This is a genomic window from Sorangium sp. So ce145, from assembly GCF_051525985.1.
GTDB classification, from domain to species: Bacteria; Myxococcota_A; Polyangia; order Polyangiales; family Polyangiaceae; genus Sorangium; species Sorangium cellulosum_B.
In genome coordinates, this window is the sequence record NZ_CP150315.1 from 6,500,729 (window position 1) to 6,525,693 (window position 24,965).

Annotated in this window: 18 protein-coding genes; 7 read left to right on the top strand and 11 right to left on the bottom strand. The window is 68.4% G+C overall.

Annotation, left to right across the window (positions count from 1 at the left end; all coding sequences use genetic code 11):
* Positions 1-756: 756 nt before the first annotated feature.
* Positions 757-1,797: a Gfo/Idh/MocA family protein gene (locus WMF34_RS23755; protein WP_012237228.1), complete on the top strand. Its 1,041-nt coding sequence runs from the start codon at positions 757-759 to the stop codon at positions 1,795-1,797.
* An 88-nt stretch (positions 1,798-1,885) separates the two neighbouring features.
* Here the strand turns inward: WMF34_RS23755 and WMF34_RS23760 are convergent, their stop codons facing one another.
* From WMF34_RS23760 to WMF34_RS23795, 8 genes are all read right to left on the bottom strand, one after another.
* Positions 1,886-3,061 carry a family 16 glycosylhydrolase gene (locus WMF34_RS23760; protein ID WP_012237229.1) on the bottom strand — a complete coding sequence of 392 codons (1,176 nt, stop codon included), beginning with the start codon at positions 3,059-3,061 and terminating at the stop codon, positions 1,886-1,888.
* A 30-nt stretch (positions 3,062-3,091) separates the two neighbouring features.
* Positions 3,092-4,855 carry a glycoside hydrolase family 43 protein gene (locus WMF34_RS23765; protein WP_437989207.1) on the bottom strand — a complete coding sequence of 588 codons (1,764 nt, stop codon included), beginning with the start codon at positions 4,853-4,855 and terminating at the stop codon, positions 3,092-3,094.
* Positions 4,856-5,094: 239 nt separating this feature from the next.
* Positions 5,095-5,319, bottom strand: a complete 225-nt coding sequence (locus WMF34_RS23770) for a hypothetical protein (RefSeq protein WP_044965580.1) — start codon at positions 5,317-5,319, stop codon at positions 5,095-5,097.
* The gene (locus tag WMF34_RS23775) at positions 5,316-6,542 is read right to left on the bottom strand and encodes an endo-1,4-beta-xylanase (RefSeq protein WP_437989208.1); all 1,227 of its coding nucleotides are present in this window, start codon (positions 6,540-6,542) and stop codon (positions 5,316-5,318) included. Before WMF34_RS23775 ends, WMF34_RS23770 begins: the two co-directional genes overlap by 4 nt.
* Positions 6,543-6,643: 101 nt before the next feature.
* Positions 6,644-8,020, bottom strand: a complete 1,377-nt coding sequence (locus WMF34_RS23780) for a DUF1552 domain-containing protein (protein WP_012237234.1) — start codon at positions 8,018-8,020, stop codon at positions 6,644-6,646.
* Complete coding sequence (locus tag WMF34_RS23785) at positions 8,017-9,711, bottom strand: DUF1592 domain-containing protein (protein ID WP_012237235.1); 1,695 nt, start codon at positions 9,709-9,711, stop codon at positions 8,017-8,019. The genes WMF34_RS23780 and WMF34_RS23785 overlap by 4 nt, the downstream gene beginning before the upstream one ends.
* Positions 9,712-10,288: 577 nt before the next feature.
* Entirely contained in the window at positions 10,289-11,419 is a 1,131-nt protein-coding gene (locus WMF34_RS23790) for a hypothetical protein (RefSeq protein WP_437989209.1), read from the bottom strand.
* Between the two features lie 882 nt (positions 11,420-12,301).
* The gene (locus WMF34_RS23795) at positions 12,302-12,439 is read right to left on the bottom strand and encodes a hypothetical protein (protein WP_162143947.1); all 138 of its coding nucleotides are present in this window, start codon (positions 12,437-12,439) and stop codon (positions 12,302-12,304) included.
* A gap of 46 nt (positions 12,440-12,485) precedes the next feature.
* Between WMF34_RS23795 and WMF34_RS23800 the strand changes: the two genes are divergently transcribed.
* The 6 genes from WMF34_RS23800 (at position 12,486) to WMF34_RS23825 (ending at position 20,013) form a co-directional block, all read left to right on the top strand.
* Positions 12,486-13,271 (top strand): alpha/beta hydrolase family esterase, encoded by a 786-nt coding sequence (locus tag WMF34_RS23800; protein WP_437989210.1) that lies wholly within the window; start codon positions 12,486-12,488, stop codon positions 13,269-13,271.
* Positions 13,272-13,397: 126 nt separating this feature from the next.
* Complete coding sequence (locus WMF34_RS23805) at positions 13,398-14,600, top strand: alpha/beta hydrolase family esterase (protein ID WP_012237238.1); 1,203 nt, start codon at positions 13,398-13,400, stop codon at positions 14,598-14,600.
* A gap of 165 nt (positions 14,601-14,765) precedes the next feature.
* Positions 14,766-16,418 carry a DUF1592 domain-containing protein gene (locus WMF34_RS23810; protein ID WP_437994662.1) on the top strand — a complete coding sequence of 551 codons (1,653 nt, stop codon included), beginning with the start codon at positions 14,766-14,768 and terminating at the stop codon, positions 16,416-16,418.
* Positions 16,415-17,860 (top strand): DUF1552 domain-containing protein, encoded by a 1,446-nt coding sequence (locus WMF34_RS23815; RefSeq protein ID WP_012237240.1) that lies wholly within the window; start codon positions 16,415-16,417, stop codon positions 17,858-17,860. Before WMF34_RS23810 ends, WMF34_RS23815 begins: the two co-directional genes overlap by 4 nt.
* 308 nt (positions 17,861-18,168) lie before the next feature.
* Positions 18,169-19,638, top strand: a complete 1,470-nt coding sequence (locus tag WMF34_RS23820) for a PAS domain-containing protein (protein ID WP_437989211.1) — start codon at positions 18,169-18,171, stop codon at positions 19,636-19,638.
* 120 nt (positions 19,639-19,758) lie between these two features.
* The gene (locus WMF34_RS23825; protein WP_437989212.1) at positions 19,759-20,013 is read left to right on the top strand and encodes a hypothetical protein; all 255 of its coding nucleotides are present in this window, start codon (positions 19,759-19,761) and stop codon (positions 20,011-20,013) included.
* Between the two features lie 192 nt (positions 20,014-20,205).
* On the opposite strand, the gene WMF34_RS23830 is transcribed toward WMF34_RS23825, so the two are convergent.
* The 3 genes from WMF34_RS23830 to WMF34_RS23840 form a co-directional block, all read right to left on the bottom strand.
* On the bottom strand, positions 20,206-21,585 hold the full coding sequence (locus tag WMF34_RS23830; RefSeq protein WP_012237243.1) for a DUF1552 domain-containing protein: 1,380 nt from the start codon (positions 21,583-21,585) through the stop codon (positions 20,206-20,208).
* A complete protein-coding gene (locus WMF34_RS23835) occupies positions 21,585-23,114 on the bottom strand; it encodes a DUF1592 domain-containing protein (RefSeq protein ID WP_231864218.1) in 1,530 nt (509 codons plus the stop codon). The genes WMF34_RS23830 and WMF34_RS23835 overlap by 1 nt, the downstream gene beginning before the upstream one ends.
* A gap of 737 nt (positions 23,115-23,851) precedes the next feature.
* Positions 23,852-24,949, bottom strand: coding sequence for a serine/threonine-protein kinase (locus WMF34_RS23840; protein ID WP_437989213.1), 1,098 nt, complete (start codon positions 24,947-24,949; stop codon positions 23,852-23,854).
* Positions 24,950-24,965 lie beyond the last annotated feature (16 nt).

The following is a 24,965-nucleotide window of genomic DNA, read 5'->3' on the forward strand; positions in this document are numbered from 1 at the left end:
GGAGGACGACGCTGGCGGGGTGCTCCAGGGCCGCGCGCATCCTGGGCGAGGCCGAGCCGGCGCAGCGCGAGAGCCCCCTCCGGGCTCCCCGGAACCCACGATCTCGTGCAAGCCAAGCTCGTGTGACAGCTCACGCGGGCGCCGCGGCCGGCCGCCGCCACGCATCGCCCGCCGCCGCCACGCATCGCCCGCCGCCGCCACGCATCGCCGGCCGCCGCCACGCATCGACTGCGGCCGAGGATGGCTGCACACCGGTCCATTTTGATTGACCCCGATCATGTGAACGATCACAATCCGTCTCTGAGCTGCGATCATGCGGCTGAGCTTGCCCCTTCCCTGATCAGGAGACATCGGATGTGGATGAGCGTGAAGCTGATGGGGGCCGTGATGATGAGCGTCGGCACTGGCTTTGCCTTCGGGTTCGCGGGCGGCTTTGCGGGCGCAGCATGGGCCGCGAGCGGGACGGCGGACGTCCCCGCATCGGTCGCCGAAGGGAAGGATTTCAGCTGCGGCGACAAAGGACAGAGAGCCTGTCCGACACAGGTCCTGGATCAACGGGGCTCTGCACAAGGTGGAGTACGAGGCGAAGCACCGTGACGACGCCTTCTGAGGCGCCGCGCCCTGCTCTCGCCCTCTCCGCTCCTCGCGCAGGGCGGGCGCTCTCCCTCCAGCCCCTGGCCTGACCGTCGGGTCGATTCACGTCGAGCGTTCTCAGACGCGCCGTCGGCCGCCAGCGTCGCGCGCTGCAAGGTGTCCATGTCCACATCCGCGCAAGATCCGAAGTCGAGCGAATCCATCACCCCCGTGCGCTGGGGCGTCCTCGGGGCGAGCAACTTCGCGTTGAAGGTGAGCCTGCCCAGCATGTGGCGGGGGCCCCTGACCCAGCTCGCCGCGCTGGCATCGCGCGACATCGGCAAGGCGCGCGCCGCCGCGGAGTCGCTCGGGATCCCGAAGGCGTACGGAAGCTACGACGAGCTGCTCGACGATCCGGAGATCGAGGCCGTCTACATCCCGCTGCCCAACCACCTGCACGTGAAGTGGTCGGCGCGCGCGGCCCGCGCCGGCAAGCACGTCCTGTGCGAGAAGCCGATCGCGCTCAGCGCCAAGGACGCCGCGGCGCTCGTCGACGTCCAGCACGAGACGGGCAAGCGGATCGCCGAGGCGTTCATGGTCCGCTATCACCCGCAGTGGCAGCAGGCCAGGGACTGGGTACGAAGCGGCCGGATCGGCGAGCTGGTCAGCGTCCAGGCGGCGTTCTCGTATTTCAACCGGGACGCGACCAACATCCGCAACAGGGAACAGGTCGGGGGCGGCGCCCTCTACGACATCGGCTGTTACGCCGTGAACACGTCGCGCTTGCTGTTCGGACGCGAGCCCGTGCGGGCGATGGTGCTCGTCGAGCGCGATCCCGAGTTCGGCACCGATCGCTTGACCTCGGGCCTGCTCGATTACGGCGGCGCGCACCTGACGTTCACGTGCAGCACGCAGGCGGTGGCCTACCAGCGCGTGAACGCGCTCGGCACCAAGGGCCGCATCGAGATCGAGATCCCGTTCAACGCGCCCGCCGACCGGCCGTGCAAGATCTTCCTCGATGACGGCTCGACGCTGAACTGCAGCTCGGCCAAGGTCACCTCGTTCCCCGTCGTCGACCAGTACCACCTGCAGAGCGAGGCGTTCTCGCGCGCCATCCGCACGGGCAGCCCGATCGAGAACTCGATCGAGGTCGCGGTCGGCAACATGCGCGTCATCGACGCGCTGTTCCGTTCCGCCGAGAGCAGGCGCTGGGAGAAGATCTAGCGGCGCCCCGCGGCGCCGCCCTCGTCACGACCGCGGCGGCGAGGGCACCCTCCCCCGCCCCGCGGCGCCTTCGAGCATCCTGATCAGGTCAGCCGCGGGGCCGGCGCCGCCGCATCGCCAGGGCGGAGAGCCCCAGGGCGAGCGCCGCGGCCCACGAGCTCGACGTGGTGCTGGCTCCGGCGGCCACGCACCCGCCACCTGCGTCGGAGGACTCGCCGTCCGGCGTGGTCCCGCCGACCCCACCTCCCTCGCCCGATGCGTCGCCGCTGCCGGACGAGCTGGCCGGCGTCCCTGCCGCGCCCACGCCGTTGCCGGAGGAGCTGGCCGCCGTCGCCGCCCCGCCCTCGCCGCTGCCGGAGGAGCTGGCCACCGTCGCCGCCCCGCCCTCGCCGCTGCCGGAGGAGCTGGCCGCCGTCTCCGCCCCACCCGCGCCGGTGGCGGAGGAGCTGGCCGCCGTCGCCGCCCCGCCCGCGCCCGACCCGGTGTCCTCATCGCGGGGTACATTTCCGTTGAACCCGGTCTGCCCCTCCCGTGTCAGCGACAGCACCAGCGTGCCGTCCTTCACCGTCACGTTCTGCGGGTCGAAGTCCACGCGGTTCCCGTCGAACGTCCAGTCCGCTTTGCTCCATCGCGTGCTGTCCAGGGAGTTGAAGTCGTCCTGCCACGCGAGCTCGAAGTTCCCGTTGTTGTAGCGATAATACTTGATCCAGTTGACGAACTGGTGCGCCGGGAGGACGGAATCGTCGAACGGTCCGACCCATTCCGTGGCCTCCGAGGACCACGTGTTGAAGCGGAAAGACTGGGCATTCTTCAGGGCGGTCACCTGCGCCCCCGTCGACCTCTTGATCTCTCGCCCGTCGATGCTCCAGGACACGTAGTCCGGGGTCCACTCCAGCGTGTAGGTGTGATAGCCGTCCGCGAGGGAGACGCCCGCGTCGTGCACCCCCTCCGACGTCACCCTCGTGCCCATCCCGGTGATGATGTTGGACTGCCAGCTCCGGGCGTTGTTCTTCCCGAAGACCTCGATGTCGATCTCCTCCCAGAACGCGCCCGACATCTCTGAGCCGTTCTTGTAGGTGAAGAAGGTCGACAGGATGCCGCTCCCGCGCACCATGCGCATGCGCATCTCCATGCGGCCATGAAGATAGCTCTGGGCCGAGTAAAGCTCTGCGCCCTTGTAAGGCTTCGCTGCCGCGGTCGAGCTGACCGCGAGCGCCAGCGAGGCAGCGGCGAGCATCAGACCTGCGCGGACTCTCGTGAACATGATCAAACCTCCAATGATTGCATCAGACCGTCAATTCGCGGCGGATCCGCTCCGCCCGGCTCCTCGGGCACGACGCCGCCTCGCGGCGACCGCGCCGAGCGCGATCAAGGCGGCGAGCGCGCCCGCGGGGGAGCTGGGCCCCGATTGGACCCGGAAGGCGCACCCGCCCTCGTCGCCGCTGGCGCCGTCAGCGGGGGTACCGCCAGCGCCGCCCGTGCCGCTCCCCGCCGTCGCTCCGCTCCCCGCCGTCGCTCCGCTGCCCGCCGTCGCTCCGCTGCCGGTCGTCGCTGCGCTGCTGCTGCTCGCCCCCTCGCCCGACCCGCCGCTGCCCGCCGCTCCCCCTTCACCCACGTCCGGAGCGCCCCCCGCGCCAGCGCCCCCCGCGCCGGTCGGATCCGGGGCGTCGAGCGGAGTGAACTTCCACCAGTTGACATTGAACAGGAAACCGCTCCCACCGGTGAACTTCAGGTACAGATCGTGTATCCCTGTCGCACCGTCGACCGCGCAGGACGTGGTGACCCAGGTCTGCCAGCCTCCGGTCCCCTGAACCATGCAGGTTCCCACCAGCGTGCCCGTCGCGCCGTCGAGGCGCAGCTCGATGCTGCCGCCGCTCGTCGCCGAGGCAACTCTCGCGTCGAAGGACACCGCGCCGGTGCCAAAATCGACGCCCTTCACCTTGATGTAGTCCCCGTTCTCGATCGACCCGACGTTCATTCCCCCCTCCCCGCATACCTCGGTCTCGACCCCGGATTCCCAGGCGATGGTCTCGGCCTCCGTCATCACATACGGATTCAGGTTGCCGACGCCAGGCGGGCCCTCCTTGGTCATCTTGATCGTCGGGAATGTACCGTCGGCGTTGAACGTGAACCGCTCTACGGCCGTCGAGCGATGATAACCGCCGCCGCCCGGCAAGGCGCCGTTGTGATAGAAGAAGTAGGAGCTCCCCTTGAAGTCGATGACGCCCGCGTGATTGGTGAAGCTGCTGCCCTCCGTGGGCATGATCACCCCCCGGTACGTCCACGGGCCGGTCGGCTTGCTGCTCGTCGAGTAGGCGATGTATTCGGAGATAGGGCCACCCGCGTACACCAGGTAGTACAGCCCATCGCGCTTGTAGAGCCACGGGCCTTCTTCGTACTTGGTCTTGTGGCGACCATCGTCATTCCCGGTGCGCTGTCCGAAGCTCTCCGCCGTCATGGGCACGCGCACGACGTCTCCCTGATAGGAGATCATGTCCTGGTTCAGCTTCACGTAGCACACGCTCGGGTTTCCCCAGTACAGATAAGCCTGGCCGTCGTCGTCGATGAACGGCGTCGGATCGATGTCTCCGCAATCGGCCGTGATCAACGGCCGTCCCAGGGCGTCCTTGAACGGACCGGTGGGGCTGTCCGACACGGCAACGCCGATGGTCATCCTGTTCAGCGAGCGGCTCGTGACAGGAACGTAGTAGTAGAACTTCCCGTTCCTGTGGATGGCCTGGCCTGCCCACGCGTCGCCCTTTGCCCAGCTGAAATCGCTGAATTTCAGCGGCGACCCGTGATCCGTCCAGTTCACCATATCCTTGGAGGAATACACCCTCCATTCGTTCATCGTGAACCAGTCCGTGGCGCTGTCCTCGTCATGCCCGGTATAGAGGTATACCGTGTCATCGTGGACCATGGGCGCAGGATCGGGTGTATAAATGGTCTGTACGATGGGGTTGTCTGCCAGGGAGACCGACGGAAACGCGGTCACGCCGCAGAGCAACAGCGCCGCCCCGAGGAGCTCACGTTGGAGGGAGTTCGTGCTCGTCGACATTCTAGGATCCTTGCTGCTCTCCTGAAGCTCGGTCAGGCATCGTCCATGTCGCGGGTCGCTCGGCTCATGGCGCTCCGGCGCCTCTCGCCGGGGTGGTTCGCCGTGAAGACAGCCCGCCGGGCGAGCCCGCGGACATCGCTTTGTGCGGAAGGTGGGCATCGACGGCGGACGACGTTCGAGCTCCCGGGCCCGGCGGCTCTCCGACGGAGCGCGCCGAGCGCCGCCGCTCAACCCTCAGCTCAGAGCTGCGTGAAGTAACCCCGGACCTCGCGAGGATCCCAGGTCGTCGGCTGGCCGTTGTCCTTCGGCGAGGGCGTGTGATCCCCGTCGAACGCACGCCGGCGCGCGTGGTGCCCGTTCGGGCAGCCCGCGTACGAAGCGCGGCTGCGCGCGCCGCTGCCCTCGGCCAGCTCGGGCGGACCTTGCGCCGCCCAGCCGTTGTTCTTCAGCGCGACATCGATCACTGGCGATCCAGGAAGTCCATCAGCCACTGCATGGCCGGCCGCATCCTGTTGTCATCATACTGGATGCCGGTGTTGTCCCGCCAGGTGGTGCCGACGATGTAGCCCCACAGGGTGATGCCCTGGACCGAGGGGTGGTTCCAGTACATCGTGAACTGCTCCTCCATGATCTGCTTCTGCCTGTTGTCGTTCGCCTCGCCGATGTCGTACTCGGTGATGTACACAGGCTTGCCCAGCGAGGCGAGCTGGTCGACGAAGCCCTTGACGGTGTTGGTGTTGATCTTGTACGCGTCGTGGGCCTGCGCGCCGATGGCGTCGACCGGGGCGCCCGCCGCGATCACCGCCCGCGCGATCTTCATGAAGTTGTTGTGGTCGTTCTGGTACTCGATGTTGTTGTAGTCGTTGAGGATCAGGACCGCGTTCGGGCAGAACTCGCGGGCCCACTTGAAGGAGTTGACGATCCAGTCCCAGCCGCTGGCGCCGTCGCCGCCGATGCCGTTCTTGTAAGAGGGCGTGGTGTGGGGCGGCGGCTCGTTGACCACATCGATGTACTTCGTCTTGGGGTAGCGCTCGCAGAACGACTTCATCCAATCCCGCACGGCCGCCTGCTGGTCCGGCCCGGAGAGGCTCCCGACCCAGCTGGGCTGCTGGGAGCCCCACACGAAGACGTGGTGCTTGAAGATGATGTTGTTGTCCTGCGCGTACTTGTAGATCCTGTCGAGCTTGCTCCAGTCCTTGTTCCCGCGGCTCTTCTCGACCTCGCCCCACTTCCCCTCGTTCTCGGGCGTGATCTGGTTCCAGTAGTTCGCGAAGCCGTCGCGCACGGCGCCGCGCGTCGTGATGTTGCCGACGAACTTCCCCGTGGGCTCGGGGTCGCCGCCTCCGGAGGTCGTGCTGCTGGACGTGCTGCTGGACGTGCTGCTCGACGTGCTGCTCGAGGCGCCCCCGCCGCCGCCGCCTTCGTTTGATCCGCCGGTGCCGGCGCTTGTCGTGCTGTTGCTGGTCGTGCTGCTGCCGGTCGTGCCGTTGCCGGTCGTGCCGTTGCCGGTCGTGCCGTTGCTGGTCGTGCCGTTGCTGGTCGTGCCGGCGCTGGTCGTGCTGCCAGCTCCTCCCGCGCCGCCCGCGCCACCGCCGTCGCCCCCATCGCCGCATGCAGCGAGAGCCGCGACCCCGAGCGCGATCCACGTCGTACCGCGCAGCCATCGAGAAGAACGGTTCATATTCATGTTGGATTTCCGCAGATTGAGCGATTGAAGATGGCGATGTTTTGAGCGGCGAGCCGACAGGCAGCGGCTCGAGCCCCGAAACGTCCGGATTCTTTGCTTCTTCAGGCGATGATCGGGTCGACGAGCCCGCCTTCGAGGCTCTCGTCGCCGAAGTCGTCGAGCGGCCCTCCCTGGCTGTTGGTGCATCCGACCGCCGCGCCGATCGTGTTGAGCAGCTTGTTGTTGGTGATCTTGACGTCGACGAACTGGCCGGTCTTCAGGTAGCCCGCGGCGCCGCCGGCGAGGATGTAGGGGACCTTCCGAAACCCGTGGAACTTGTCGGCGTTGTCATTGAGCCACACCGCCACGCCGTGATCGAGGAGCGTCCCCGAGCCGAGCTCGTAGGACGACAGCCTGTCGAGCAGGTGCTTGAAGAGCCGCGCGTGGATCCTGTCGATCTGGTGGTGCAGCTCCTGAGCGCCCTCGATCGGCGGGCCCGAGGTGCCGTCGCTGTCGATGCGGTGGGAGATCTTGTGGTAGCTCTTCTGCCGGACGCCGTTGATCGTGTACTCGGTCCCGTCGTTGCCGTCACCCACCTGGAGCGTCGCCGCGCGCGTGACGCCGCACGCCATCGCGAGCGCGATGATATCCATCTGCATCCGCGTGACGGCCTCGACGTTCTCGGATTTGCCGACGTTCGGCGAGATCGCCTCCATCTCGGCGACCTGCTCCTCCGGGAGCTTGCACGCGAGCGCGACCTCGAGATCGCGGATGCTGTCGAAGTGGAGCTGCAGCCGCTCGCGATCGCTCTTGCTGATGTCCTTCCGGCTCATGAGCGCCTTCATCTCCCCGCGCACCAGGTCGTTGACGCTGGTGCGGCGCTCGACCAGCGACTGCTGGACCTCGGTGTCCACGTCCGCGAGCCCGAAGAGCTTCTTGTACGCGTTGGCCGGGTTGCGCTCGGCTGCGCGCAGCAGCTTCGGCCCGCGGTACGAGAGCACCTCGTTGATGTAGCCGGACATCCTGCCCGCGTAGAGCGTCAGCGGCTCGACGCCCGCCGGGTTGAGCTCGGTCGCGATGCGGTTGTCGATCGACTCGCCCATCGCCAGCGACTCGTTGCCCGCCGGCTGGTCCGACACGCGCGCGGCCGTGAGGCACTGGTTGCCGCCGCCGGAGTGGCCGCACCCGTTGGCCTTGAACGCGAAATCCACGCCGCGCAGCAGGATGAGCTTGCTCGCGTAGTCCTTGAGCTCGCTGACCGCGCGGTCGCTGTCCCGCTCCATCGACGCGGCGGTCAGCGCGCCTGTCTCGCTGGGCCAGAACATCTCGGGCTCGTCGCCGGCCGCCTGCGCCACGCCGTTCGCCTGGCGCATGAAGATCGCGAAGGGCGGCACGTCCCCCGTGCCGGCCGAGGCACGCCGCGGCGCGAAGGTCTCCAGGAACGGGAGCGCGACCGTGACGCCGAACAGGCCTCGAAGCACACGTCGTCGGGTGATCATGGCGCCTCCGCGGGAACTCGAGCGAGGAACGGAGTGGAGGAGACGATCTCGAGGAGGAGCTCCTTGGTCGAGGAGCCGCCGCGCGACGCCTCGCCGAGCTGCTCGACGAACGCCTTGTCCTTCACGTCCGCGTCGCGGCCATGGGCGAACTCGAGCCATCGCTCCGCGTAGCACGCGTGCGCCTCGCTGCTCTCGGCGAGCAGCTGGCTGAACTCGATGGCATCCGCGTAGCTCCTCGGCTGGCCGCCGAGCGTGTAGGCGTCGGCGGAGTTGACCGGCATCCCGTTGTCGGTCGTGCGGTATTTGCCGATCGCGTCGTAATGCTCGAAGGCGAACCCTGCCGGGTTGATGAGCACCCCGTGGCACGACGCGCCGCAGGTCCCCTTGCCCGTGTGCGCCTCGACGCGCTCGCGGTTGGTCGCCTGCTCGCCCGGCGGCAGCGAGGTCGCGTCGTCGGGCGGCGGCGGCAGCGCGGCGCAGAGGATCCTGAGGTTCACGAAGACGCCGCGGTGGATCGAGTCCGGCTGCCGCGCCGTCGCCTTCGCCGCGAGGAAGCCGAGGCGCGTGAGCAGCCCCGAGCGCTCGGCCTCGTCGAGCTCCACCTGCTCGAGCTCGTCCGAGAAGTCGCCCTCGACGCCGTAGACCGCCGCGAGGTGGTCGTTCACGAACGCCGTGCGCGAGGTGAGCAGCTCGGTGAGGCCCCCCTCCCTCTCGAAGACGACATGATCCACGAAGCGCTCCGCCTCGCGCTGCATGTCGTCGCCCATCTCGGGGACGAACTCGGGGTAGAGCGCCTTGTCCTTGTTGAGGTCGTGGTACTGCTCGTAATCGTAGAGCTGCCGGTGGAACGCGCGGACGACCTCGCGGGCGCGCAGGTCGTCGAGCATCCCCTCGGCGTAGGCGCGGACGGCCTCGCGGGTCGAGAGCTCGCCCGCCTTCGCCGCCTCGAGGAGCGCGTCGGACGGCATCGAGTTCCAGAAGAGGTACGAGAGCTTGGCCGCGATCTCGTGGCCGCTCAGCGGGATGAGCCCGCCCTTCGCCGGCCCGGCGCCGCGCTCGACCCGGTAGACGAAGTGGGGTGACTGCAGAAACGCCTCGAGCGCCGCGCGCACGCCTGCCGCGAACGGCTCCTCGCCCTCGAAGAGCTCCCCGCCGCGACGGAACAGCGCGACATACGTGTCCCGCTCCTCGGCCGTGAGCGGGCGCCGGAAAGCCCGCTCGCCGAACCGCTCGATGAACGCCTGCGCCCGCGCCTCCGGCTCGACCGGGAGGTCGGCGGGCACGAGCCGGCCGAGCTTGTCCTCGTCGGCGGTCACCATCGCCGCGAGCTCCTCCGCGGCGCGCTGGTAATCGCTCCAGAGGCCCGGCGTCACGAGGAGCGCAGCTTCGTTGTTGTCGAACACGCCGCCGAGCGGGTCGCTCGTGAAGGACGCCGAGAGGCCGGGCCTGTCGTCCAGGCGCAGGAGATCGCGCACCGTGTTCTCCCACTGCGCGTGGCTCAGCCGCGGAAACATGCTGCGCTCGGCGACCTGCGGCGCCGCAGCGCCGCCCGGCAAGGGGCCGTCGCCCTCCTCGTGAGCGCCCAGAGAGCCCGTGCACCCCGCGAGCAGGAGCGCCGCAGCGTACAGCGGCGCGCCCAGCGCCCGCCTCCAGCGTGGCAGGAGGATCTTCGAAATAGACGGTGGGGTCATCGTCTGTCTCTCCTGGTGAAGCGCTGGCGACCGAGCGGGCAGGTCAGCGTGGATCTCAACGCGACTACCATTCAGCAGAAGCCGTGGTGTTCACTCCGTCATCGCACGCGGCGTCGATCTTGCCTGTTGCATGGGACCCGCGGCCGTTCAACACTGGACGATTCGAGCATGATCGGAGCTCGTGAGCTCGCGAACGAGCGCGATCACGAGAGATCGCGCGGTCTCGAGAGGGCGGCCCGAGGGCCTGCGGGGCGCCGATCGGCCGCCCTCGGTGCGCACCGCCGACCGAGCGGAGCCGTTGCCGACATCCATCGAAGATCGAAGGACGAAGGTCTCGGTCCGCATGACGACCCACCCAAGACGAAGCAGAAGGATATCGCTCCGGAGCAATGTGAACGATCACAAGATCGATGTCAAACCCAATCGACCCGCCCGCATGGTTCCTCCGGCCCGAGCGAGGACGCTGGCATGGCCGTGAGACCGTGAAGACTGGAACTTTCCGCCAGCGACACGCATGCTGAGAGCGCCGTTGCGTACGCCGAGCGACGTGTGAGGCACGCGACGAGCGCGGAGGCTGCTAGCGGTCGAAGAAGTCGAAGACGTCGGGCAGCACGAGCGGAACCATGCCTGCATGGTCCGCATCGACTTCCTTGTATGTGATCGTGTAGCCGCCAGCCATCATCCAGTCGCGCAGCGCCCGGCTGCCGGTCAGGGAAGGCGTGCCGACGGTCCCTTCCGTCACGAAGATGGGCACGTCGAGCAGCCGGTCCCACGGATAGCCCGACTCCTGGACGAAGGGGCCGGACATCGGCGCCAGAGCCGCCCAGTAGTCGGCGTATTTACCGCCGATGTACCAGGTGCCGCCGCTCCCCATCGAGTGTCCGGTGAGGAACATCGCGCCGCGATCGATGGGGTACTCGTTCAGCACCAGCTCCAGGACGTTGATGACGTCCTTCTCGCTGAGCTCCTGGGCGCGTTCTCGCTCGGGCGTACGCATGGCCAGGAGCTTCTCCGCCTCCTCGGGTTGCCCGAACACGGCCGGCAGCCGCAGGAAGTTGCCGTAGGCGCCCTGATAGCCGAGCGGCGAGACCAGGAGCACGCCATGCTGGTCGGCGAGATTCACCATCTGCCTGTTGTTCTGATCCAGGTACGAGCTCTCGTCGTTCGAAGCGCCGTGCAAGAACATCACGAGGGGCAGCTTCGACGCGCCGTCCCAGCCCTTCGGGACGCAGACGCGGTAAGGAACGTCGGCGCCCGCTTCTGGAAAGCGATACGTCCTGCGCTGGTCGCCTTTGGCGCGCCACTGCGGAGAGCCGGGATCGGCGACGGACTCGGCGAGCGCCCGCGCCTCGAGCACCTGGGTGCGCGGATCGAGCGTGGTCCCGAACCAGATGCTCACCGGCTCGAACTCGTCCGAACCGCCCGCCCCGCCCGCCCCTGCGGCGCCGCCCTCGCCGCCGGCCGACGTCGTCCCGCCGCTGGGCGCTTCGCCGCCCGTGCCGGCGCCCGCTTGGCCGCCCGCGCTGGAGGAGGCGCCTCCAGGAGAGCCCCCGCCGGGGCCGCTGGAGGCAGCGCCCGGCGCGCTGGCGCCGCCCCCACCTTGGCCGGTCGAGGCGGCGCCCTTGCCGGCATCATCGCTCCCGCAGGCGGCGAGCGACAGCGCGCAGCCGATGCAGGCCAGTGACGAAAGGAATCGACGTGTCGTCATGCTCACTCCGGGGGCGAGATCAGCCCGTTCTGGGCGCGCTGCCGAGCGATCGTGGTTCTCCGAGGCCTCGTGGCGCGCGACTCGATGGCCTTTTCGCGGCTCGCAGAAAAATGCACTGACACCAATCAAGCTCACGTCACGAGCGAGCTGCTGGCGCCCACAGAGTCCAGCGGCCCCCAGCGCGATGCGTCGAGCCGTTCCGCTGAACCACCGATTCGCGCATCGCGGCTCGTGTGCCTGCGCAAATACGATGTCAGCAGCATGCCCCTCGAGGGCGGACCGTGAACGATCACATTCAGGGCGTCAAACAAAATTGACCAGCCCGGCGGCTCTCCTCGATCCGAGTGTTCTGGTCGGCTTCGAGCCAGTTGCGCGATCCGGTGAGGTGCCCCACTGGAGGTGCCCCACTGTATGATGGCCCAGATCGCGGAGATGGCGGCCCGACGCCCTGTGCCCCGCTTGACGCGCCGCTTCGTCGGAGGAGCCACGCCAGCCCTGTCCTCCTTCGGGATCGAGGAACTCCGCGGTCCCGTCGACAAGAGTTGACATCGATCTTGTGAACGATCACAATGAACACCTTGTCGCGAGCGCGGCGAGCGAAAATCCAGCGAGACGGCTTGTTTACATCAAAGTCGCGCAAGGTCGCTGAATCCCAGCTCAGCCGTCGGACTCGGGTCCTTCAATCAACTGGAAACGACCTCACGCTGCGGGCGCGCCTCGTGGAACGCCGCCGGTGAGGGAAAAATCGCGCCTGGGTATTCGAATGACGAACCAATCTACACTCGTTCGAGCCACATTGTTCGCGGCGCTGGCCGGCTCTTGCGCTCTCTCGGCTTGCGGGGGCGGCGTCGATGACGGCGCGAGCTCGTCGGGCGACGACCCTCACGCCGGGACGGGCGGGGCCGCCGTCTCAGGCAGCAGCGCCAGCACCACGACCAGCAGCAGCGCCACGACCAGCGGCGGCGCCACGACCGGCGACAGCAGCGCGTCCGCGGGCGGAGCGGGCGGTGAGGGGGGCACGAGCGGAAGCGGCGGTTCGCCGGGGGCGGGCGGAGCGGGCGGATCGATGGGAGGCAAGGTCCCCCCGGAGCCGAGCACGGGTTGCGGCAAGGCCAATCCGCAGACGGGCAGCGCGCAGAGCCCGCTCACCGTATCGGGTCACCAGTACTACGTGAAGCTGCCGACCAACTACGACGCCAGCAAGCCGTATCCGGTGATGATCATGTTCAACCCGACGGGCAACCCGATCAGCTGGGCAGAGCAGAACGCGGGCTTCGAGACGACCGGCCCCAAGGAAGCCTGGATCCGCGTCTACCCTCACCCGGCCAACTCCAGCTCGGGCTGGGGGGCGAACGACGTCTCCTTCTTTCAGCCGTTCTACGATCAGATCACGGGCAACTTCTGCATCGACAAGGCTCGCGTGTTCGCGGCGGGCGAGAGCTCGGGCGGCGACTTCTCGAGCATCCTCGGCTGCGAGCACGCGGACAAGCTGCGCGCGATCGGCCCGTGCGCCACCAAGAACGTACAGCAGTACCCGCTCAACGCCAGCACCCGGAAGTGTACCGGGCAGGTCACGGCGGTCGTCATCCATGGAAAGCGCGACTCCGTGGTCGGGACGGACAACGGCCCGAAGACGCGCGACTTCTATACCGCGCTGAACCACTGCGAGGCGAGCACGACGCCGGTCGAGGGGTACACGGACGATCTCTCGAACTGCGTCCTGGCTCAGGGCTGCGACGAGGACTATCCGGTCTATTGGTGCCAGCACGGAGACCCGAACTACAGCAACACCAATCATGGCTGGCCCGCGTTCGCGCCCAAGTTCCTCTGGAGCCTGTTCTCGACCTATTGAGAATCATGATTGGCCCGGCGGCGCCCGGTGCATGACGCCTGCATCAACCGGCCGAAGGGGGGCGTGGCGAACGACCCCCGATCGCCCGAGCCCCCGGCGAGCAGAAGTTATCGAGGTGGTGTCCTTATGAGTAGATCTGTGTTTGGTCTGAACGTTCTCTTCTCCGTAGGCGTGGCGGCGGCGCTGGCCGCATGCGGCTCGGAGGCGGATCCCGTCGACCCCGGCGCAGCCGGCTCCTCTGGCGCATCCACGAGCGGCGGCACCACCTCGGGAGCGACGTCGGGCGGAACGTCCAGCAGCGGCGCGGACACGGCCGCGAGCACGGTCGCGAGCACGAGCAGCTCTGCCGGCACGGGCGGCGGCTCGACGGGCACCGGCGACGGCGGCTCGACGGGCGCCGGCGACGGCGGCTCGACGGGCGCTGGCGACGGCGGCTCGACGGGCGCCGGCGACGGCGGCTCGACGGGCGCCGGCGACGGCGGAACGATGAACCCTGGCGACGGCGGCTCGGTGGGCTGCGGCAAGGCCGTGACGCGCCCCAACCCTCGCACGCAGCAGACGCTGACGGTCGGTGGGGTGACGCGCTACTACCTGATTCACGTGCCGGAGAACTACGACCCGAGCAAGCCGCTGCCGCTGGTCTTCGGTATCCACGGCCTGAACATGAACAACGTGTGGGCCGCTCACGACAACAGCGGATTCCAGCTCATCCAGGAGACCAACAACCAGGCGCTGCTCATCTACCCGCAGGGCTTGCCGGCGAACGGGCAATCCACGCCTCCGAGCACCGAATCGCAGTGGGGCACCGCTGACTCCAACTGGGGCGGTCCGCCGCCCAACGCCAATCAGGCGCGCATGACGGCCGACCTGGCGTTCTTCGATGCCATGCTGGAGCACGCCAAGACGAACTACTGTGTGGACACGAAGCGCGTCTTCGCGGTCGGGTTCAGCCAAGGTGGTTTCATGACGAACACGCTCGGCTGCCAGCGCGCCTCCGTGTTCCGCGGCCTCGCCCCGGTCGCCGGGTGGGGCCCCAACGGATCCCAGCCCACGTGCAGCGACGCCAGCGCCGCGCACGCGCTGATTCAAACGCAAGGCGACAGCGACGGGACCGTGACCCCCCAGCTGGGACAGGCGACCCGAGACTTCTGGCGCGGCCGGAACGGCTGCCAGGCGACCACGATGCGGTCGAGCTTCGGCGACTCGTGCGTCGAGTACCAGGGCTGCAAGGAGGGCCAGCCGGTCGTGTACTGCACGCACCCCGGCGGTCACAACGTACCGTCCGGCGCGGGCGGGCGAGCCTGGCGCTTCTTCCAGTCGCTCAAATGAGCCGCGCAGGCCGTGGACCGAGCGTGGTCTCTTCGATGCATGGATCCTCGATTTTCAGATGAACAAGACAGTTACTGGATGATGGCTGCATTGCAACTGGGCTGAATAGTTGATTCGTCACCCGAGCTTGGTCAGGAGGCAATCATGACCCGACCGTCTTTTTTAATGACCGGCTTGCCACGCGGCAGGCGGGCGCTGGGCGCGGGGCTCTGCGTCACCGCGCTCCTGCTCGCGGGATGCACGGGCGCCTTGGGCGATCCGGAGGAGAGCGGCGATCCGGCGCCGGACGTGAACGGCCCAGTCACCGGCGGGGTGGCGCGCGGCATCGACATGCCGGGTGGGCCGCAGTACCACCGGTTCGTGCGGCTCACGAACTCGCAGTGGGCGCGCAGCGTTCAGGTGGTCCTGAACCTCGACGCGGCGCCGTCGCTGTCCGACGGGTTCGAGAAGCCCGTCTCCGGCACGACGGACTTCACGAACAACGAGCACCTGCTGAGCGTGAACCAGCGCTCGTGGAGCGACTACCAATCGGCGGCGGAGGCGCTCGCCGAGCAGGTGACGGCTTCGGCGGAGGCGCTCGCCGACGTTTACCCGGGCACGGACGAGGCCGGCTTCATCGAGACCGTGGGGCGCCGCGCGTATCGCCGTCCGCTGACGGACGATGAGATCGCCGGGTACACGGCGCTCTTCGAGACCGGAACGGCGATGTCCGGCGCGAAGAGCGCGTTCGCCAAGGGCGCGCAGCTCGTGATCCGGACGATGCTCCAGTCGCCGCACTTCCTCTACCGCACGGAGCTCGGCGAGGATCGCAAGCCGCTCGATGGTTACGAGATCGCGGCGAAGCTCTCGCTCTGGCTGCGCGACGCCGCGCCGAGCGACGAGCTGCTCGACAAGGCGCCCACGCTCACGACGCCGGAGGCGATCGCCGCGGTCGCCGAGACCATGCTGGAGGAGCCCACCGCGGCCCTGGGCATGCGGTACTTCCATCGCGAGCTGCTCCACTTCGATCGCTACGCCACGATCAGCAAGCTCGGCGTGCCGACCTACAACGAATCGTTGAACGCGGAGTACGAGGAGAGCGCGTACCTGTTCTTCGACAAGATCTTCACCGAGGGTCTCGGCGTCAAGGAGATCCTTACGTCCACCAAGGGCTTCGCGGGGCCGGGGATGGCGAGCCTCTACGGCCTAGCGCCGAGCGGGAGCCGCGTCGTGGAGCGAGACCTCGGTCCCGATCGCGTCGGCTTCTTCTCGCAGCTCCCTTACCTGACGCTGAACGCTCTGAACGAGGAGTCGGACTCGATCCACCGCGGCGTCAGCATCAACCTCGACGTGCTGTGCACGCCGCTCGGCGCGCCGGCCCCCAACATTCCGCCGGTCCCGCCGCTCGAGCCCGGGCAGACGAACCGTCAACGCATCACGCGGCTCACCTCCGCCTGCGGCGGCGCGTGCCACAACCAGCTCATCAACCCCGTCGGCTTCGCCTTCGAGCACTTCGACGGCATGGGGCAGTATCGGGACGAGGAGAACGGAGGCTTGCCGATCGACAGCAGCGGTGTCTACGCGTTCTCCGAAGGGGACAAGTCGTTCGCGGACGCCGGCGAGCTGATGCATTACATGGCGGAGGGCGAGCAGGCTCACCTCTGCTACGCGAAGAAGCTCGCGAGCTTCGCGCTCCAGCGCGACGTCGTCCCGTCGGACTTGCCGCTCGTCGAGACGCTCGCCGAGGTGAGCCGCGGCGCCAGCGGCTCGGTGAAAGCGATTATGCTCGAGCTCGTGAAGAAGGACGCATTCCGGACTCGCATGGGAGGTACGCTGTGAACCCCAAGATCGCAATGAACCTCGCTCCTCCGAGCGCAGCGCACCGGCGCGGCATGAACCGGCGCGCGTTCCTGCGTGCGGGCGGCGTCGCCATCGCCCTTCCGTTCCTCGAGGGTCTGCCGTTGCGCTCCGCCTGGGCCGCGGACAACCCGCCCGTGTTCAGCCTCTACATCGTGGCGGCGTGCGGCGTGGTGGGTAAGAAGTTCTTCCCGGACCAGACTGGCCAGCTCACGACCGACGGGCTCGCCGCCATGACGGACAAGGCGACGCACGTGCTCGCGCCTCACGCCTCGAACCTGCTGTTCATCCGCGGCATCAACTTCCCGATGAATGGGCCCACCAACTGCGGCCACGCGCAAGGTCTGAGTCAGTCGCTCACCGCGCGCCCGGCGCAGGGCGGCGGCAGGACCGTCGCCTCGACCGGCGTGTCCGCTGACGTGGTCGTCGCCAAGCTGGTGAACGAGGGCGGAGCCGAGCCGCTCACGCTCTACGCCGGCAACCTCAAGAACGGGTACATCGCCGAGCGCATCTCGTTCAAGGGCGGCGGCTCCGGACAGGTGCGCTCCGCGGACGACAACCCGTACACGCTCTACTCCAAGCTCGTCGGCCTGGCGAGCAGCGGCGGTGGCAGCAGCAGCGGCGGCAGCGGCGCGCAGGCCGCCGAGGAGCTCATCCGCAGCCGCAAGAGCGCGAACGACTTCGTGCGCGAGGAGCTGAACAGCCTGATGCGCATGTCGGCGCTGAGCTCCGCCGACAAGCACCGCCTCCAGCAGCATTTCGACGCCATCCGCGACGCCGAGGTCACGATGGGCGAGATGGCCGGGGCCTGCAGCCAGGCGGGCCTCTCGACGTCGGAGCTCGACGCGCTCAAGAGCGGCTTCGCGTTCAAGACGAACGGCATGATAGAAGACGTCGCGAAGCTCCACCTCGAGCTCGTGGCGCTGGCGTTCGCCTGCAACTTCAACCGCGTGGCGACGCTGCAGCACGGCGACGGCACGGATCAGACGAAGTATGCGGTGCCGTCGAACGAGAAGCTCGGGTGGCCCTTCCACCACATCAGCCATCGTGTGCAGTCGGACGCCTCTTCGGGCAGCAACCCGACGGCCGAGCAAGCGCACGCCGAGATCGACGTGGTCCGCATGCAGACGCTGCTCCACGGCCTCGATCAGTTCAAGGCGCGCGGCCTGTTCGACAAGTCCATCATCCTGTGGACGAACCACGTGGCGGACGGCCCGTCGCACAGCTTCCAGAACGTTCCGACGATCATCGCCGGGGACGGCGGCGGCTACCTGAAGCAGGGTGCTTACATCGACGCCGGAGGCGTCACGAACAACCGGCTCTTCAACGGCCTCATCGCCGCCGCCGTTCGGGACAAGACGGAGTGGACGGAGAACTTCGGCGAGGGCAAGGGCTCCGGGCCCATCGACGGCATGCTCGCCTGAGCGGCATCGCGCCCCCGGTGCTCATGACGATCCCAGTCCCGGGCCAGACCGAAGCGGTGGCCCAGGAAGAATGTGTTCGCTCACACACTTGAGCTCAAGCCCGATCGGCTGCACGCGTCTTGACGCGATCCGGCGGCTCGACGATAGGCCCGGCGCGGGGGTGCAGGCGCTCGTCGCTGGGCCATCGCCGCCGCGGGTGAGGGCAGGCGCGCCTCGCGGCGGGCCTCGTCGACTTTCCGGCGAGATCGACTTGCGGAACCGTTAGACTCGAGCGGCGCGCTCGTGGATCGGCGCGCGGAGGAGCGAGCATGGGTCGCGACAGGGGGGAGCGGACATCCGGACCGTTCGGACGCACGGACGCGGATGGGGTGTCGGGAGGGGACCACGGCTCGGAGGCAGGGAGCGCGGCGGGCGGGCCCTGCCAGCTCGACGGGGGCCCCGCGCCGGGCGGGGTGCCCGCGCGCGCCGACGGCGAGGTTGACTACAAGGCAGAGTGCGCGGCGCTGCGCGCGCGCGTCGAGGAGCTGGAGAATGAGCTGGCCAGTCGGCGCGGGGAGCTCGGGCGCGAGAGAGGGCTGGTCGGCGCGGCGGCGGCGTACCTCGACGCTCCGTTCGCTCTGGGCGCCACGCAAGTGCCGGCGCTGATCCACTGGCGCCAGGATGGCACCGTGACGCGCTGGAACGACGCCGCGGGGTACCTCTTCGGCTGGAGCGAGGGCGAGGCCGTGGGCCGCCGGCTCTCCGAGCTCGTGGCCGCGGATCCGGTGTCGCCAGAGGAGGTGGAGGCGTTCAACCACGATCCTGGCGAGAGCCTCTTCGCGACGACCACGAGCGCGGGCAGGACGAGAGAGGGAAACGAGATCACCTGCCGGTGGACCTACGCCGTGCTGCGCGACGAGAGAGGCGACGTCCGAGAGATCGCGGCCATCGTGGATGAAGGCGACGATCCGCGGCAGAGGGAGCGCCTGCTGCACGAACGCTATCAGATGCTCCTGCAGCTCGTGGACAGCTCGCCGAACGTCATGTTCATCAAGGACGCGGACGGACGCTACGTGTTCGTCAACCGCCATTATGCGCGGGCCATCGGGCGGCATGCCGTCGAGTTCCTCGGCAAGGACGAGCATGAGTTCGGCGCCACGCCGCCCGGCGTCGCCGACCGGATCGTGGAGAAGGAACGGGAGGTGTTCGCGAGCGGCCAGGCCATGCGATACGAGGAGGTCCTGGACTACGGCAGCCAGAATTTCTATTTCTTCACGGTCAAGTTCCCGGTTCGCAACGAGCGCGGCGAGCTGGTCGGCGTCGGCGGCGTCGTGAGAGAGGACACCGACCTGAGGCGCGCGCAGGCGGAGCGGACCGCGCTGCAGGAGCAAATCATCGCCGCGCAGCAGGACGCGCTCCGGGAGCTGTCGACGCCGCTCATCCCGCTCGCCGACGGCGTCCTGGCCATGCCGCTCGTCGGGACGGTGGACGGCGCGCGCGCGGGGCAGATCATGGAGACGCTGCTCACCGGGATCGGCAGCCAGCGCGCCCACACCGCGATCCTGGACATCACCGGCGTTCGCGCCGTCGATACGCTCGTCGCCGATGCGCTGACGCGGACCGCGCGCGCCGCCCAGATGCTCGGCGCGCGCGTGGTGCTCACGGGCATCCGCCCCGAGGTGGCGCGCGCCCTGATCGAGCTCGGCGCGGACCTCACCGGCATCGTCACGATGGGCACCTTGCAGAGCGGCATCGCGTACGCGCTCCGGCCCTCGGAGCGCCCGCGCGGCGCCCGGTGAAGCGCGCCCTGGCTGCATTGGCAAAGAGACCGAGGCTCCTCCCCTGCGCGGCGACTGGAGCGCGCGATCCGGCGGAAGGCGCGGGCCGCGGGCAAGAAGATCACCTTCGTCGGGTCCTTGATGAACGGGCCGGCGATGGTCGACGGCGCTGCGTTTCCGCGGGCCCATGAAGGGCACAGCGGCTGGAGGATCGATCAGATCGGGGGGCTGGTGCCGACGCCCGCGCTCGCGCAGGCCCCGCACATGGTGCTGCTCATGGCGGGGACCAACGATCTGACCCAGAACGACAACATTCCCATGGCGCCGCAGCGCCTGGGAGCGGTCCTCGACAAGCTCTTCGCCTCGGCTCCGGACGCGCTGCGACCAACGGGTTGAAACCGCCAGAAGAGAGCAGATTTCGAACCGCCAAGGCGCCAAGGCGCCAAGGCGCCAAGTAAATCACAAATCTTGGCGTCTTATGGCGCCTTGGCGGTTCACTTCTCGCTCGATCGACGGGATCGGTGTTCTGGAGGAGCGCCGGCCGGCGTCGTTGCGTTCGCGCGGGCCGGCTTTCCGCCCTTGTGACGGCTATGTCAGGTTCGTGAGCGGCCCGGTGCAGAATTTCGGGTCGCCGAACGTCGTTCGGTTGTCGCCGAAGAGGTTCAAGATCGAGACGAGCAGGTTGTTGTGCGGGAGGTTGGGGTACCGGACCCAGCGTCCAGTGCGCAGGCCGCCGCCGCCGCCGGCCAGCAGGAACGGCATGTTCGACTTGTTGTGGCTCGGCGGATCCGAGAGCTCGGACCCGAAGAAGACGACGCTCTCGTCGAGCAGCGAGTGTCCACCCATGTCGACCTTCGCCATCTCCTGCAGCAGATAGAGGTGCTGCTTCGAATACCAGTTGCAGATGAGCTCGCACTCGTTTGGCCTGAAGCCGCCGTCGTGCTGGTAGAAATGGTGGTGCTCGGTCAGGTTCAGCCAGGGGAAGGTGTGCTTCGCCTCCGTGTCGCTCCACTGCAGCGTGCCGACCGCGGTGATGTCACAGGCGAGCGACATCACCAGCATGTCCATCATCAGCTTGCCGACCTTGGGGATCGCCGCGTCGGTCGAGGTGTCCTTGACCTTGCCGTCGTTGTCCGCGCTGAGCCCCGTGCGCGGGTTGTAGTCGGACGTGTCGACCTTCGTCGGCGCCTTGCACGCGCTCGTCTCGACCGGCGGCGCGCTGTCGAGGCTCTTCTCGATCTCGCGGATCTTCGTCAGGTGCTGGTCGATCTTCTGCTTGTCGGCGGCGCCGAGCCGATTGGACAGGGCGGAGTAGCGCCCGTCGAGGAAATCGAGGATCGATTTCCTTCGCGCGAGCCGGCGGGCGGCGTCGTTGCCGGCGCTGGGGTCCAGCGTGCCGAAGAGGTCGGTGAAGATCTCCGTCGGATCGAGGCGCGGCGAGATCGGCCTGAACGGCGCGGCGCTCTCGAAGTTCGCGGCGTTCATCGGTGACAGCAGGCCGTGGGACTTGCCCGTCGCCCAGCGCACCGCGATCTCGATGCTCGCCTTCGCCTTCTGACCGGCGGAGATGCGGGAGGCGATCACCTGATCGACGGACGGTCCGCCCCCGTAGCCGCCGTTCGGGGCTTGGGTCGTGCCCGAGAGCCAGGCGATGATCCCGGCCTGGTGCTGCTCACCGACAGCGCTCTTCATGTCGAGGCCGTCGAGGACGAGCAGCCGGTCCTGCACCGGCGCGAGCGGCGACAGGATGGGCCCCAGGGTGAAGTTCGTCTCGGTGCCGGTCGGCCGCCAGCGGTTGATCACGGTCCCGCCCGGCGTGTAGACGGAGAGGAAACGCTTGGCGGGGGCGGGTTGCGCGCTCGCCGTGCGCTCGGGGCCCATGATCTCCAGCCAGGGGAGCGCGATGGCGATGGCGCCAGCGCCGCGCAGCACGGCACGTCGGCTCAAACGAAAGTTCGACATAACCATCACTCCTCCTGGGCAGCCATGTAGTGGAAGGCATCCGTCTGCGTGAGCTCGATCAGGAGCTGCTTTACATTGTATCCGGACGCCTTGAAGGCGTCCGTGACAGCCTTCTTGGTGCAAGCGTCCCCGGCGCGAAGCGTGAGACCATAGCCGTACTCGGCCCAGCGCGTCGCGAAGCAGTTCTGCACCGCCTCGGTCTGGGCGAGCCCCTGCACCAGCTCGATCGGCCCGCTCACCTTGATGTCCGTGCCCGGGACCCCGCCGCTCGCGTCGATCGGGACGTCGTTCTCCGTCGTGCGGAACAGCCCGACCGCGTCGTAGTTCTCGAGCGCGAACCCGACCGGATCCATGAACTGGTGGCACCCCGCGCAGACCGGATCCTTGCTGTGCTGGCTGAAGCGCTCCCGCGCCGTCGCGCCGGTGTACGGATCCGGCGGCTTCACCCGCTCCAGGATGTCGCCGGTGGGGAGCGGGATCTTCTGGCACATCAGCTTGTCGAGCACGAACGCGCCGCGGACCACGGGGTTCGTGTTGTTCGAGTGCGTCGTCCCGGCCATCATACCGGCCTGGGTGAGGAGCCCGAGGCGCTGGGTCGTGTCGAGCTGCACCCGCTGGAACTCGTCGCCCGTCACGCCGGGGACGCCGTAGAACTCCGCGAGAGGCCCGTTCATGAACGAGTACGGGGCCGTCAAGATGGACGCCCAGGTGCCGTTCTCCACGAAGATCTCGTGCTCGAGCAATCGCTGCGTCTCTTCGTGCATGAGCGAGCCGATCTTCCGCGAGAAGGTCGGGAACGACTCTGCTTTTCGCTCGAGATCCGCGAGGCTGCTGATGGGGAGCAGGTTGTCGAAGAAGTACCGGACGATGCTCCGGGACCGAGGATCCTCGAGCATGCGCTCGGCATGAGCGCGCACGCCTTCCTTGGTCGAGAGCTCACCTGCCCGCGCCGCCGTGCGCAGCTCCTCGTCGGGCATCGTGCCCCAGAGCAGGTACGATAGGCGCGTCGCCATCTCGTCGCCCGTGGGCCGGCGGAGCTCGGGGCGCTCCGGGTCGGGTGTGCCAAACTCGATGCGGTAGAGGAAATCCGGCGACTGGAGCAGCCCCTCGATCACCGTCGCGATGCCGACGTCGAACGTGGCGTCCGTCCGGCCGGCGCTGTACAGCGCGAGGAGCTCGTCCGCCTCGCCGTCGGCGAGCGGCCTTCGGTAAGCGAGCGGCGCGATTCGCTCGATGATCGTGCGTGCGCACGCGACCTCGCTCTCCGCCGTCACGCTGCTCGCGCAAGGGTCGAGCTTCGCGAGCGCCTCCGGGGTGGCGGTCGCGCGCTTGGCGACGCCCTCCGCGACGGTGCCCAGCTGGCTGGCGAGCAGGCTCGAGACCGACAGCGTGTCCGCGTCATTGCCGAAGCCGTTCCCGACATCCTCGCTCGGAAGCGAAATGGCTGGATCCGTCGTGTCGCCCAGGAGGTCGCGGACGGTCTTGTTGTATTCGAAGCGCGTCAGCCGCCGCAGCGGCGCTCGACCGGGGTACACCGCGCCGTCCTCGCAAGCGGCCGGGTCCGTCGGGCCCGTGCCCGTCGAGGTGGGCGGCGGGTCCGTCGTAGTGGAATCGGAATCGTCGGAGCGAAACCCGCCCAGGTCTCCCGTGCAGCCGCTGGCCACGATCAACGCGATCGAGACGGCTGACCGAGCGCCTAGGAGAGGACGCGCCTGCTCATGATCTGAGGGCCTAACCATGGGTTCTCTCTCTTCGCCCGCTGTGGGCACGCTACGTGAGCAATACCGATGATTTTTCACGACGATCGTGGAACAATCGATGTCTGTCGCGTTCTCTGGTGGCTCACTCCTGGCGAAACGCCGATCACCATCGTTCGACAATCGTCTGCGCGACGACCGAACGAGCGTAACCGGCACCAGGATCGACCCGATACCCGACCACGAAGCGCGCGATGCGCATGGCGACCCACGCAGAGCAAAGCGAAAGGATACCCTCGCAATGTGAACGCTCACATGCAGGATGTCAACGCCTATCGATCGGCCCGCGCGCGTCCGCCAACCCGAGGGAGGACAAGGTCGGTGGAGCTCCTCCGAAGCGCCGCGTCAACAAGAGCGGACGCCGCACCACGGTCGAGAACGTAAACGTAAACGTGGACGTCCACGTCCACGTCCACGTTCATGTTGCAGGGAGGGTGTAATCCTCCCGGTCGTGGTGTTGAACGAATACCCAGGCTCCGGGCTCCCCCGCGGACGCCGGAACCGCAGCGGCGCGCTCAGCCGCGCGAGGGCTGCCGCTGTTCCAGGAGCCCGCCCGATTCCGCCTCGCCCACCGGGCCCGCCGCGCGCATCGACTGCAAGGCAGCGACGATCTCCTCCGTGACGCACGGCCCGCCCGAAACGTAGTACGGCGCGAGCGGCCTCAGCGGCGGCGGGAGCACCTCGGCGACCCGCGCGCCAATGGCGTCGCGCGACGCCGAGTGCCCCTCCTCCCCGGCCGCGGCCCGGAGCGCCCGCGCGAAATCGGCCGCCGTGAGCCAGCGCGCGTCGCGATCGCGCTCGATCGCCCGCGCGACGGCCGCCGTGACGGCCTGGCCCACGCCCTCGCGCTCGCTCGAGAGCGGCGGCACCTCGCGCTCCAGGACGGCGTGGAGGGTCGAGACCATGTTGCCGCCGGCGAACAGCCGCCTGCCCGCCAGCACCTCCCACGCCACGACCCCGAGCGAGAACACGTCCGAGCGCCGATCCAGCGGCCTCGCGTTCGCCTGCTCCGGCGAGAAATAGCTCAGCTTCCCCTTCACCATCCCGGTCTTCGTCCGCGTCGTGCGGCGCAGGGCATACGCGAGCCCGAGATCGCAGATCGACGCCCGGCCGTCGACGCCGACAAGGATGTTGGACGGCGAGATGTCCCGGTGGATCACCTGGAGCAGCTCCCCCGAGCTGTCGCGCGCCTCGTGCGCCGCGTGCAGCCCCTCGGCGGCCTGCGCGATGAGCTCGATCGCGTCGCCGACCCCGAGCGCCCCGGGAGCACGGGTGAGGTGCTTGAGCGTGACCCCCACGACGAGCTCCATGACGATGTACGGCGCGCCCTCGTCGAGGCCGTAATCGAGGACGGGAACGAAATGGGGGCTCGCGACGCGCGACGCGATGGCCGCCTCGTCGAAGAGCATGCACGCATAGCTCGACTCGTAGCGCAGATCGGCCCGGATCCGCTTCACCGCCACGAGCGACCCGCGCTCCGGACCCGCGCCGCCCGCGTCCCCTCCGCCTGCAGCGCAGGCGCGACGCGCGATGAAGACCTCGGCCGAGCCGCCCCTGGCCAGCTGCAACAGCAGCTCGTAAGGACCGACGGCGCCCAGGTCAGAAGAATCCATGCTCACTGCTCCGGGC